Below are 12,288 nucleotides of genomic sequence, written 5' to 3'. Positions count from 1 at the left end.
GCGGACTCAGGCGCGGCAGTCGCCCAGCGGCAGGCGGACGCAGACGCGCAGGCCGCGGCCATAGGGCGAATCGAGCAGCTGGATCGACGCATCGTGCAATTGCGCCGCCCGCTGCACGATGGAAAGTCCCAGCCCGTAGCCCTCGCCCTGACTGCCGGCCTCGCGGTGAAAGCGGGTGAAAACGGCCGCGCGGCGTTCCGGGGGAATACCCTCGCCATTGTCGATCACGTCGATCACGGCCTGGTCCTGCTCGCGCTGGATGCTGAGCCGCACCTGGCCGCCCAGCGGCACATGGCGCAGCGCGTTTTCCAGCAAATTGCGCAGCAGCGCGGCCAGCGCCACTTCGTGGCCGTGCACGATCAGCGTGCCATCGGCCAGGGCCACGTCCAGTTCCACATCGGAGTCGCCGATCAGCGATGAGAGTTCCTCGATGACATTGCGCGCGACCGCCAGCAGGTCGATATCGCTGTTCTGCTCGGCGCGCGAGCTCGCCTCCAGGCGCGCCAGCGACAGCAGCTGTTCCACCCGGCGCGCCAGCGCAGCGAGACTTTCGCGCGCGCCGGCCAGGGCCACGTCGGCTTCGCGCGTATCGCGGCTGGCCTCGGCGTTCTCCAGGTTGATCATGGTGGAGGCCAGCGGCGTGCGCAGTTCGTGCGCCACGTCGGCACTGAAGCGGCGCTCGCGCTCCAGCGCCTCCTCGAGCTGGGTGAACTGGCTGTTGAGTGCAGCGAGCACCGGCTCAAGTTCGCGCGGCGCGTCGGCGACGTCGAGCGTGTCGCGACTGCCCGGTTTGCGCGCGGCCAGTTTTTCCGCGAGCGCATCCAGCGGACGCAACCCGCGCCGCACGGCCCAGCCCACCAGCAAGGCCAGCACGGGGAGCGCGATCAGCGGCGGCAGGCCATGCTCGATCCACAGCGCAGTGCGGATGTCGGCACGGCTGTCATAGCGCTCGGCCGCACGCACGACCACGCCATCGGCGGTCGGCGGCAGGGTGAACAGGCGCCATCGATAATTGCCGTAGCGCAGATTCCTGAAACCGGGCTTGGCGGTGTCGGGCGGCGGCAAGGCAGTGAGATTGCCGGTCACCAGGAGCGGGCGATGGTCGCGGTCAAACACCTGGAAGCCGACTTCGGACTCATAGGTGTGGCCATGCAGCACCAGCTCCTGGGTGGAGCGCGCCGTGATCGGCACCACCACGCCTGCTTCGGCGTTGCGGCGTTGCAGGGCAGGCAGCCCGATCTCGCTGATCAAGGTCTGCAGCGTGCGCGCCGATTGCGCCAGGCGCCCATCGGAAAGCTCGTTCACTTCATTGGTGGTGCGACGCAGGCTGTAGATCGCCAAGGGCACCAGCACCACCGCGAGAACGCCGAGGACCAACCAGAGCAGACGTCCGCGCAAACTGCCGCGGCTCACTTGGGATCCTGCGGAATCATGTAACCGAAACCACGCACGTTGCGCACCGTCTCGAAGCTCAGCTTGCGGCGCAGCGAATGCACCAGTACTTCGAGTGCGTTGTTGCCCACCACGTGATCCAGTCCGTACAGGGAATTCTCCAGGCTCTCGCGCCGCACCAGGCGGCCGGCGCTTTCCATCAGCGCCTGCAGCAGCGCGAATTCGCGGCGGGTGAGGTCGACCGCCTCGCCGCGAAAGGTCACCTCTGAAGTGCCCACGTCCAGGCTCAGCGCACCCACTTCGATACGGTTCACCGACAGGCCGCGCATGCGGCGGGTGAGCGAGCGGATGCGTGCAGCCAGTTCTTCCACATGGAAGGGTTTGGTGAGGTAGTCGTCGGCGCCGGCATCCAGACCATCGACGCGCGCGGTGAGCCCGTCGCGCGCCGTCATCACCAGGACGGGCGTATCCACATGGGCGCGGCGCGCCTCCACCAGCACTTCGATACCGTCGCGACCGGGCAGGCCCAGATCAAGCAAGACCAGGTCGGCGGTGCGATCGCGCATGGCGTTGAGCGCCGAACGGCCGTCGCGCAGCCACGACACCGTATAGCTCAGCCGTTCCAGGGCGCGCTGGATCGCCGCTCCCAGCTGCGCGTCGTCCTCGACCAGAAGAATGTGCACGACCTGACGCTCCTTCGCCCTGCTGGCGATGTACGCCGGGATTATCGGTCATGCGCCTTAGGAAACACTTAAGCGACTGTCCCGCTTGATTTTTTCTCTGCCAGGTCAGACGCCTGCGGCTGGCCGCGAAGGCTCTCTAAGACAACGCTAAGGAAAGGGCCGGACGGCGTAGCCAAGCTGTCATGGGTCTTACGCAATGCCATCGCAACACTTGCGGGCTTACGCCACAGGGGGCCCCATGAAGAAGAAGCTGCTCGTCGCCGGAATCCTGCTCGCGCTGGTCGATACCGCCCACGCCGCCACGTTCGAGATCACCGCCGGACAAACCTCCAACACCGCACAGACCCTCGCCGCGGGCCAGACGGGCACCATCGACGCCACCGGCACGCTGTCGATCGGCGGCAGCACGGCGGTCGCCGTCACCGTGACCGGCAGCAGCACGATCACCAACAACGGCAGCCTGATCGATACGACCACCGGCCGCGCCATCCGCGACAACACCGGCAACCTCACGCTCACCGTCACCAACGGTGTGGGCGCGTTGATGCAGACGGCGGACAACGACGTCATCCAGATGAACAAGGCGAGCAGCAGCGTCGTGTTCTACAACTACGGCAAGTTGGTTTCGTCCAATGCGTCACTCGGTGGCGCCCAGGCGATCGACTTCAATGCGATCACCACCGGTAGCAATAAGCTGTACAACTACGCCAGCGGTGAAATCGACGCGTACGAAGCGGACGCCGTGCGTCCCGGCGTCAACGGCTTTGTCTACAACGACGGCCTGATCAAATCGACCAACGCAGCGGGCAGCACCGACGGCAGCGATGGCATCGATGCGCAGAGCAATAGCGGCATCACCATCGTCAATGCCACCACCGGTTCGGCCAGCGTGGCCGGCACCGGCACCATCGAAGGCGCGCGCCACGGCATTACCGGCGGCAACACGGATGTGACCACCAGCGGCGCGTACACCTTGTCGGTGACCAACAACCTCGGCGGCACCATCCAGGGCGACAACGGCTCGGGCATCAATATCGACGGCTTCAACGCCAACGAAGTGGTGACCGTGGTCAACCACGGCACGATCACCGGCAACGGCGTGAATGGCGACGGCGACGGTGTCGACGTGGATGGCCTGGTCAACATCACCAACACCGGCACGATCAAGTCGCTGCATGCGTACAACGACACCAGCGAAGGCGTGACCGTGGGCGGCGGCACCATCGTCAACTCCGGCACCATCGAAGGCGACAACTCGGCGACCAATGGCGACGGCACCGTCAACACCGGCACGGGCCGCGGCATCACCCTGGCCGGCCTGGACAAGGACCCGACCACCGACGCGTCGATTCCCACCCAGGGCATCTATGGGAATACCAGCGTCACCAATAGCGGACTGATCCGCGGCCAGAGCGACTCCGCCATCGCCGTGACCGGCGCTGCCAACGCCTTCACCGTCACCATCACCAACCTTGCCGGCGGCACGCTGGAAGGCGGCGGCACGGCAGCGGCGGTTTACACCGGCGGCAACAACGCCACCGTGATCAACTACGGCACCATCACGGCCGACAGCAGCAACCTGGCGGTGGATCTGGGCAGCGGCAACAGCAGCCTGCAGATCCTGGGCGGCTCGGCAGTGATCAACGGCAATATCAATGGCGGCACCGGCAGCAGCACGCTGACCATTGCGCCCGGCGCCGGCAACAGCTTCAGCTATGCCGGTTCCATCGCGAACTTTGCCAGCGTGATGATCGGCGCCGGCACCACCACGCTCAACGGCGCCAGTACGTACAGCGGCAACACCACGGTCAGCGGCGGCACCCTGGTGCTGGGCAACAGCAGCGCGATCGGCACCGGCACGCTGGTGGCCGCGGCGCCGACGCTGGTCTATCGCAACGGCATCAACCTCGCCAATGCGATCAGCCTGCAAGGTGCAACGACGCTCGATGTGGATGGAAGCGATGCGGCCACGCAGTCGGGCGTCATTGGTGGCAGCTTCGGCATTAACAAGACCGGCAGCGGCACGCTCACCCTCACCGGCGCGAACAGCTACAGCGGCGGCACCACCATCAGTGGCGGCACGCTGCTGGGCAGTACCGCCAGCCTGCAGGGCAATATCACCAACAACGCGGCGCTGGTGTTCGACCAGGCCAGCGACGGCATCTACAACGGCGTGCTGAGCGGCACGGGCTCGTTCACCAAGAGCGGCAGCGGCATGCTGGTGCTCGACGGCAAGAACAGTTTTGCCGGCACCACCACGGTGCAGGCCGGCACGCTGGAAGTTGGCGATGCGAGCAATGCGTCTGCGACGCTGGGCGGCAATGTGCAGGTGGCCGCGGGCGGTACCCTGCGCGGTCACGGCACCATCGTGGGCAATGTCACCAACAACGGCATGCTGCAGCCGGGTGGCTCGATCGGCACCCTCACCATCAACGGCAATTACACGCAGGCTGCCAACGGCGCGCTGGTGATCGATGCGGCGCCCACCGGCCAGGCCGACCTGCTCACCGTCAACGGCAAGGCCAGCATCGCCGGCAGCACGGTGGTGCTGGGTACGACGGGCAACTGGGCTCCGCGCACCGACTACACCATCCTCACCGCCACGCAGGGCATCACTGGGCAGTTTGCTTCGGCCAGCAGCAATCTCGCCTTCCTCACGCCCACGCTGGCCTATGGCGCCAACAGCGTGACGCTGTCGCTGGAGCGCAACGACGTAAGCTTCGCCGGTGTCGCACAGACGCCGAACGAACGCGCCACGGCCACGGCGGTCGAAGCGCTGGGCTGGAATAGCGCCCTGTACAACGCCGTGGTGATGGCTGACGCAGCAACGGCGCGCCATGCGTATGACCAGCTCTCCGGCGAGATCTACGCCAGCACACGCACCGCATTGATGGACGATAGCCGCTACGTGCGCGACGCGATCAACGATCACCTGCTTGGCCTCAACAACAGCGCCACCGGAACCAGTGCCACCAACGACAACGGCGTATCCGCCTGGACCGCCGGTTGGGGCCATTGGGGCAATCACGATGGCGACGGCAATGCCTCGCGCCTGCAAGCGAACGGCAGCGGCCTGCTGGTCGGTGCGGACATGTTGCTGGGTTCGCAGGCACGCATCGGTGCGGTTGCGGGTTTTGGCCAGAACAGCGCGAATGTCGATGCCTTGGGTTCGTCGTCGCACACCACCGGCACGCACCTGGGTGTATACGGCGGTTTGCATGCCGACGCCTTCCAGTTGCAGGGCGCGGTGGCGTATAGCTGGCAGACGGTGGACAGCCATCGCTCGGTGGCCTTCGACACCTTCAACGAACGCTACAACAGCGAGTACGACGGCAACACCGGGCAGGCCTATATCGACGCGAGCTACGCGTTCGGCACGCCGGCCGCGACGTTCTCGCCCTTCCTCAATGTGGCCTATGTGCGTCTGCACACGGATGCCGCCAGCGAAGGCGATGGCGCCGCGGCGCTGGACGCGAATGCGCAGACCGATTCGTCCACCTATGCCACGCTCGGCCTGCGCAGCGCGTTTGCGCTGGATGCCAGCGGCGGCCTGCGTGCGCACTTCAGCCTGGGTTGGCAGCACGCCTGGGGTGACACTGCCACCAGCAGCGCGTTGCGCTTTGCCAACGGCAACCTGGCCTACACCGTCGATGGCGTGCCGGTGGCTCGCAATGCGGCAGCCTTCACCGGCGGGCTGAGCTTCGCCTTGTCGCGTAACGTCACGGTGGATGCCAGCTACAACGGCCAGTTCGCCAGCCGGGCGAACGACCAGGCGGCCCGCATGAGCCTGACCTGGATGTTCTAAGCCACGCCGCACCGGGCCGTCTCAGGGATTGAGACGGCCTGCGGGTGCAATGCCATCCCCCGATGGAGCGCACCGATGAACGCCTTGCCTAACCCCATGGCCCAACGCGCGGTGCGCGGCGACGGTGCGCTGGCTGCACCCGTTTCCGGCGGCGACCAGCTCGCCCGGCGGCTTGCCAAACGTTACGGCGACCGCATCACCGGCTCGTTCGTCCTCCCGGGACGGGAGGGTCAATTCGCTCCGCTACCCGGCGACATGCCGCCAGCACTTGCCCAGGCGCTGCGAGCACGCGGTATCCATCAGCTCTATGCGCATCAAGCCCAGGCATGGAATGCCACCGCTGCGGGCGAGCATGTAGTGATTGCCACGCCCACCGCCTCGGGCAAATCGCTGTGCTACACCTTGCCGGTGATCAGCGCAGCGATCCGCCAGCGCGCCAAGGCGTTGTTCCTGTTTCCCACCAAGGCCCTGGCGCAGGATCAGGTGGCGGAGCTGCTGGAACTCAACCAGGCCGGCGACCTCGGCGTCAAAGCCTTCACCTTCGACGGCGACACGCCGGGCGATGCGCGCCAGGCGATCCGCCTGCATGGCGACATCGTGGTGAGCAATCCGGACATGCTGCATCAGGCGATCCTGCCGCATCACACCAAGTGGGCGCAGTTCTTCGAGAACCTGCGCTACATCGTGATCGATGAGGTGCATACCTATCGCGGCGTATTCGGCTCGCACGTGGCCAACGTGCTGCGCCGCCTGCAGCGCGTGTGTGCTTTCTACGGGGTGACGCCGCAGTTCATCCTGTGCTCGGCGACCATCGGCAATCCAGCGGAGCATGCGAGCGCGCTGATCGAACAACCAGTCACCGCGATTACCGAAAGCGGTGCTCCGGTGGGCGAGAAACATGTGCTGCTGTGGAACCCGCCGGTGGTCAATGCGGATCTGGGCCTGCGTGCCTCGGCGCGCTCGCAATCCAACCGCATTGCGCGCACAGCGATCCGGGCGGGACTGAAGACGCTGGTGTTCGCGCAGTCGCGGCTGATGGTGGAAGTGCTCACCAAGTATTTGAAGGACGTGTTCGACAGCGATCCGCGCAAGGCGCCGCGCATTCGCGCTTATCGCGGCGGCTATCTGCCCACCGAACGTCGCGCGGCGGAGCGTGAGATGCGGGCGGGACAGGTGGATGGCATCGTCAGCACCTCAGCGCTGGAACTGGGCGTGGATATCGGTGCGCTCGACGTGGTGGTGCTCAACGGCTATCCCGGCAGCGTCGCCGCCACCTGGCAGCGTTTCGGTCGCGCGGGTCGACGCCAGCAGGCCTCGCTCGGTGTGCTTGTCGCCAGCAGCGATCCGCTTGACCAGTATCTGGTGCGTCATCCGGAATTCTTCCAGGACGCCACGCCGGAACATGCGCGCATCGCCGCCGACCAGCCGCTGATCCTGCTCGATCACATCCGCTGCGCCGCCTTCGAGCTGCCCTTCCGCGACGGCGAGCTGTTCGGCCCGCAGGACGCCACGCCATGGCTGCAGGTGCTTGCCGAAGAAGGCGTGCTGCATCAGGAAGGCGAGCGCTTCGAATGGATCGCCGATAGTTACCCCGCCAACGCGGTGTCCTTGCGTTCGGTGGCCGACGGCAACTTCGTGGTGGTGGATCGTACCGATGGTCGCCAGACCATCGTGGCGGAGGTGGACTTCAGCGCGGCCTCGCTCACCTTGTACGAGGGCGCCATCCATATGATCCAGTCGGTGCCCTACCAGGTGGAGCGGCTGGACTGGAACGGCCGCAAGGCCTTCGTCACGCGTACCAACGTGGACTACTACACCGACGCCATCGACTACACCAAGCTCAAAGTGCTGGAGGCATTCGATGGCTCGCCGGCCGGCAATGGCAGTGCGCATCACGGCGAAGTGCATGTAGCGCGCCGCGTGGCGGGCTACAAGAAGATCCGCTATTACACCCACGAAAATATCGGCTACGGCCCGGTGAACCTGCCCGACCTTGAACTGCATACCACCGCCGTGTGGTGGCAGTTGCCGCAACGCGCGCTGGAACAGGCGTTCGATCATCGCCAGGAGGCGCTCGACGGTTTCCTAGCGGCGGCGCATGCCTTGCATATCGTGGCGACGGTGGCGGTGACGGCCGAAGCGCGCGACCTGCAGAAGGCCGTGGGTAGCGGCGACGGTGCGTGGTTCGCCACGCCGGACGCCAACGGTCGCGCGCAGCTTCGCTCGGGCTTCGGCGAGGGCGAGCCATCGATGAGCGGCCCCTTCGTGCCCACGCTGTATCTCTACGACGCCTTTCCTGGTGGCGTGGGACTCAGCGCACCGTTGTATGAGCGACGCGAAGATCTGGTGCGCCTCGCGCGCGAACTGGTGCGTCGTTGCGATTGCCGCGGCGGCTGTCCTGCCTGCGTTGGCCCGGTGCTGGCCGCGGACGAACAGAACGAGCGTTCGCTGAAATCGCTCGCTACGCGTGTGCTCGACCTGATCGTCGCCCTATGAGCGCGCTGGCCGATAAATTGCGCGGCCTGCGTCGCCAGGCCGGCGTGGTGCCGCCCGCACCCGCCGCCGTGGCTGTGCCGGCGAAGCCGCGTCCCGCGTTGCCGGACAACATCGCGCAGCTGCTCGGCATCCGCCAGCGCACGCAAGGCGCGGCCGCCACGCCACGACGCAAGGCAAGCATCGAACCCTCGTCGCTACCCGGGCAGACCATCGCACCCGGCCTGCAGCTGTGCGAAACGAGCAGCGCGTGGCCGCCCGAACCGCCTGCCTTCCATGCCGCGTTTGCGCGCGTCGACGAAGAGATCGCCGCGGAACGACTGGTGCTGTTCGACACGGAAACCACTGGACTGGCCGGCGGCACCGGCACACGCGCCTTCATGATCGGCGTGGGCGACTGGCATGAAGGCCGCTTTCGCGAACGCCAGCTGCTGATCACCACGCTGGCCGGCGAAGCGGCCATGCTCGATTGCTTCGCGTCGTGGCTGCGTCCGGATGCGGTGCTGGTGAGCTACAACGGCAAGTCGTACGACTCGCCCTTGCTCAAGACGCGCTTTCGCCTGCACCACCGTGCGTGTCCGCTCGAAGGATTGGCGCATATCGACCTGCTCCACCCCGTGCGGCGCCGCTGGCGCGGTGCCTGGGAGAACTGCCGCCTGGCCACCGCCGAGCGACAACTGCTGCAGGTCGTGCGCGAGGACGACCTGCCCGGCTCCGAAGCGCCGGCCGCGTGGCTGGGCTATTTGCGCGGCGGTTCGGCGCAGGCGCTGCATCGCGTGGCGCGGCACAACAGCCAGGATCTGCGCAGCCTGGGCGGCATCCTTCACCGCTTCGCGACACCCGACGAGGCAAACACGCAGGCATGAGGGGCGCGGTCGGCGGATCGACATGCTAGGTTTTCCCCGCGGGCTGCCAGCGGGCCCGGTGCGCCACACATCGTGATCCCACCGCAAGCCTGCCCCGGGGAGCTGCGAGCATGCTGAGAGATTTCACACAGACCGCCCTGCTGCTCATCACGGGCCTGTTCCCGATCATCAACCCGATCGGCTCGGCCTTCATCGTGTTGAGCATGGTGCCCAACACTACGGCTGCCGAACGCACCGAACTGGCCTGGCGCGTCACCACCAACAGCTTCGCCATCCTGCTGGTGTCGCTGCTGATGGGCGCCTACGTGCTCACCTTCTTCGGCATTTCCATTCCGGTGCTGCGCGTGGCGGGCGGCATGATCATCGCGGTGGCGGGCTGGAACCTGCTGCAAAAGCCCGACGATGACGATGCCGCCAACGAGAAGGCGCAGGAAGTGAACCCCGGCTCGCGCAGCGGATCGCTGGCCGCCAAGACCTTCTACCCGCTGACCCTGCCCTTGATGGTGGGTCCGGGCTCCATCTCGGTGGCCATCGCGCTTGGTACCAGCTCGCCGAAGGATGGCTTGTCGGCCGTCCACTTCCTCGGCGTCGCCGCTGCGCTGGTGGTCTTATGCGCCAGCATCTACATCTGCATGCGCTTCGCCGACACGCTGGAGCGATGGCTGGGCTCCGGCGGCACCAAGATCGTGATGCGCCTGTTTGCGCTGGTCACCTTCTGCATCGGCATGCAGCTGTTGTGGGTGGGGTTGTCGGACCTGCTGGCATCGGTGAAGTGGCGCTAGCGTTGCGCAAGCACCTTATAGCGACGTGGTCAGGCGAGTCAGCCAATCCGGGCTGACCGAAAGCACCAGTGCTTCGAAGCGGCGGTCCAGGCCGCTGATCACCAGCACGCCGATCACCACGAAGCAGGCACCCAGCAGCGATTTGGCCACGCTGCCCGCCGACATCAGTGAGCCGCGCATGCGTGTCATGGCGGCGCCTGACACCGTGCTCAGCGCCAGCAGTGGCAGTCCGGCGCCGAGGCCAAACACCAGCATCAACAGCGCGATCTGCACCAGATGCGTGCCCTGTGCCGCCAGCGTGGTCGCCGCACCCAGGGTCGGCCCCACGCAAGGACTCCACACCAGTCCCAGCAGCAAGCCGATCAGGAACTGGCTGAAGCCGCCTTCGCCACGCACCGAACCCAGCGCCTGCTGACTTCGGTTGCCCAGCTGCGCGGTGATACGCGCAAACGTACGCTGCAGCGGCGGCAACAGCATCACCAGGCCGAACACCACCATCAGCACCGCGGCCGCAACGCGCAAGGTGCCAGCCTCCAGGCCGATCGAAGCACCGAGCGTGGCGAGCAGGGTTCCGGTCAACGCGAACGAAAGACTCAAGCCCAATGCCAGCGCCGCGACGCCCCACCGATGCCGGGACAGCGCCGATGCGATCAGGATCGGCAGGATGGGGAGCACACACGGCGACAACAGCGTCGCCATGCCGGCCAGGAAACCCAGCACATAAGTGCCCAGACCAAAATCCATCAGAGCGCCTGCTCAAGCACCGCGCGAATGGCAGGCTCTGTCGTCTGGCCAGTGGAGCGCGTTACCTCGTGGCCCTGCTTGAAAACCACGAACGTCGATTGCTGCGTGACTTTGAGCGATTTCTCCAGCGCCGTTTCCTTGTCAAAGTCCGCTACGTAGATGGTCACATCCTTTAGCCGTGGTTCCTTTGACAGGCGATCCACGATGGGTTGCTGCGCGCGACAGGTCGGACACCAGTCGGCGTGCAGGTACACCACGACGGGCTTGCCCGCGGCCAGCGTCCGCACATAGGACGCCTGGTCGAAAGGCACTTCAGCGGCGGCTGTGGTGCCGGCCAGCGCCAGCAACAGCGTGCCGAACATCCATCGGTGAAACTTGGTTTTCATGATCACGAAGACTCCTGTGCCCCACCGTCAGTCGATGACAGGGATGGCCATGCGCGCTGACGGTGTCGCCTCGGATGCGGTGCGAATTCCCAGCGCCCGCGCCAGCAGCGTGTCGAGGCTGGCCTTGCCCGGGCCGCTGATCAGCAGCCAGAAGAAGATCAGGCTGTAGACGATCTCGTCGGCTTCCACGAAGTCATCCAGGCCCGTGAGGTTGGCCGATACGACCAGCACCACGGCCACCGCCATGTTGATGAGCATGGGGATGCACACCAGGCGGGTGAACAGGCCGAGCATGATCAGCAGGCCGCCGAGCAATTCCGTCCACGCGGACAGTACCGCGCTGAACGCCGGGAAGGGAATGCCCCAGCCGACGAAGCGCTGGGTGAAGCCATCGAGGTTGTGCACCTTGGCGATGCCGGTTTCCAGCCAGAAGTAACCGAATACCACGCGCACCACCAAGGGCCCGAGCCATTCGATGCGCTGTAGCCATGCGAGCAGTTGCGTTGCCTTGTCGGCGAGGTAGGGGCGCATGACGTCAGCTTCCGGGGATTGAGGTGCGGGCATCATGCGAAGCGCTGGCGATCGCCGCCATGGCTGGTCGTCCATGCTTTCTTGCCCGCCGTCCGGTCCTGCGCGACACCTCCATCGCCGGACGATCGGGCACAAAAGGGAGACGCGTGGGGACAGCGCGCGGCTGGCCGTCTGTCGAGAATGCTGAAGTCGGCAGTGCTTGGCCATGGTGTCCGGGCCCGACGTTGTCCATCCAAGCCGCCAGCAAGCGGCCGTCCACCTGTCAGGAGTGTTTCCATGAAGACCAACAAGCTCAACGGCGCCGCCATGGCGATGATGGTTGCCGGCCTGTTCGCCGTCACCACGATGTCCGCTTCGGCGGCCGAGAAGACCGACGGCAGCAAGTCGGCCGATACCGCCAGCGTGAAGTGCATGAACTCGTCGTCCTGCAAGGGCCATGGCGCCTGCAAGCAGGCCAGCAATGCCTGCAAGGGCCAGAACGCCTGCAAGGGCCAGGGCTTCACCATGCAGAAGAGCCAGCAGGAATGTGACGCCGCCCAGGCAGCCGCCAAGGCCTCCTGAGCTTGATCGCGGGGCTTTCGGCCCGCTCGAAAGCCCCGCGCTTTT

At 66.1% G+C, this 12,288-nt stretch carries 10 protein-coding genes; 5 read left to right on the top strand and 5 right to left on the bottom strand.

Annotated features, from left to right (window positions below; all coding sequences use genetic code 11):
• Nucleotides 1-6: 6 nt before the first annotated feature.
• Both AC1DKY_RS09300 and AC1DKY_RS09295 read right to left on the bottom strand, forming a co-directional pair.
• Nucleotides 7-1,413: an ATP-binding protein gene (locus AC1DKY_RS09300; RefSeq protein ID WP_441602857.1), complete on the bottom strand. Its 1,407-nt coding sequence runs from the start codon at nucleotides 1,411-1,413 to the stop codon at nucleotides 7-9.
• Nucleotides 1,410-2,075 carry a response regulator gene (locus AC1DKY_RS09295; protein ID WP_441602856.1) on the bottom strand — a complete coding sequence of 222 codons (666 nt, stop codon included), beginning with the start codon at nucleotides 2,073-2,075 and terminating at the stop codon, nucleotides 1,410-1,412. The genes AC1DKY_RS09300 and AC1DKY_RS09295 overlap by 4 nt, the downstream gene beginning before the upstream one ends.
• A gap of 238 nt (nucleotides 2,076-2,313) precedes the next feature.
• On the opposite strand from AC1DKY_RS09295, the gene AC1DKY_RS09290 reads away from it, so the two are divergent.
• From AC1DKY_RS09290 to AC1DKY_RS09275, 4 genes are all read left to right on the top strand, one after another.
• A complete protein-coding gene (locus tag AC1DKY_RS09290; protein ID WP_441602855.1) occupies nucleotides 2,314-5,880 on the top strand; it encodes an autotransporter domain-containing protein in 3,567 nt (1,188 codons plus the stop codon).
• Between the two features lie 75 nt (nucleotides 5,881-5,955).
• Nucleotides 5,956-8,376, top strand: coding sequence for a DEAD/DEAH box helicase (locus AC1DKY_RS09285; protein WP_441602854.1), 2,421 nt, complete (start codon nucleotides 5,956-5,958; stop codon nucleotides 8,374-8,376).
• Nucleotides 8,373-9,239, top strand: a complete 867-nt coding sequence (locus AC1DKY_RS09280) for a ribonuclease H-like domain-containing protein (RefSeq protein WP_441602853.1) — start codon at nucleotides 8,373-8,375, stop codon at nucleotides 9,237-9,239. Before AC1DKY_RS09285 ends, AC1DKY_RS09280 begins: the two co-directional genes overlap by 4 nt.
• A 110-nt stretch (nucleotides 9,240-9,349) precedes the next feature.
• Complete coding sequence (locus AC1DKY_RS09275) at nucleotides 9,350-10,021, top strand: MarC family protein (RefSeq protein ID WP_441602852.1); 672 nt, start codon at nucleotides 9,350-9,352, stop codon at nucleotides 10,019-10,021.
• 15 nt (nucleotides 10,022-10,036) lie between these two features.
• Here the strand turns inward: AC1DKY_RS09275 and AC1DKY_RS09270 are convergent, their stop codons facing one another.
• The 3 genes from AC1DKY_RS09270 to AC1DKY_RS09260 are packed head-to-tail and all read right to left on the bottom strand — an operon-like array spanning nucleotide 10,037 to nucleotide 11,682.
• Nucleotides 10,037-10,765 (bottom strand): cytochrome c biogenesis CcdA family protein, encoded by a 729-nt coding sequence (locus AC1DKY_RS09270; RefSeq protein WP_441602851.1) that lies wholly within the window; start codon nucleotides 10,763-10,765, stop codon nucleotides 10,037-10,039.
• Nucleotides 10,765-11,151 (bottom strand): thioredoxin family protein, encoded by a 387-nt coding sequence (locus AC1DKY_RS09265; protein ID WP_441602850.1) that lies wholly within the window; start codon nucleotides 11,149-11,151, stop codon nucleotides 10,765-10,767. The genes AC1DKY_RS09270 and AC1DKY_RS09265 overlap by 1 nt, the downstream gene beginning before the upstream one ends.
• A 27-nt stretch (nucleotides 11,152-11,178) precedes the next feature.
• A complete protein-coding gene (locus tag AC1DKY_RS09260) occupies nucleotides 11,179-11,682 on the bottom strand; it encodes a DoxX family protein (protein ID WP_441602849.1) in 504 nt (167 codons plus the stop codon).
• 276 nt (nucleotides 11,683-11,958) lie between these two features.
• Here AC1DKY_RS09260 and bufA2 point away from each other — a divergent pair, with 276 nt between their 5' ends.
• On the top strand, nucleotides 11,959-12,243 hold the full coding sequence (bufA2, locus tag AC1DKY_RS09255) for a BufA2 family periplasmic bufferin-type metallophore (protein ID WP_441602848.1): 285 nt from the start codon (nucleotides 11,959-11,961) through the stop codon (nucleotides 12,241-12,243).
• Nucleotides 12,244-12,288 lie beyond the last annotated feature (45 nt).

The sequence above is a fragment of the Dyella sp. 01N448 genome, from assembly GCF_056399225.1.
Note: the sequence above shows the minus strand (reverse complement) of the source record. Positions and strands in the feature narration are given on the sequence as shown.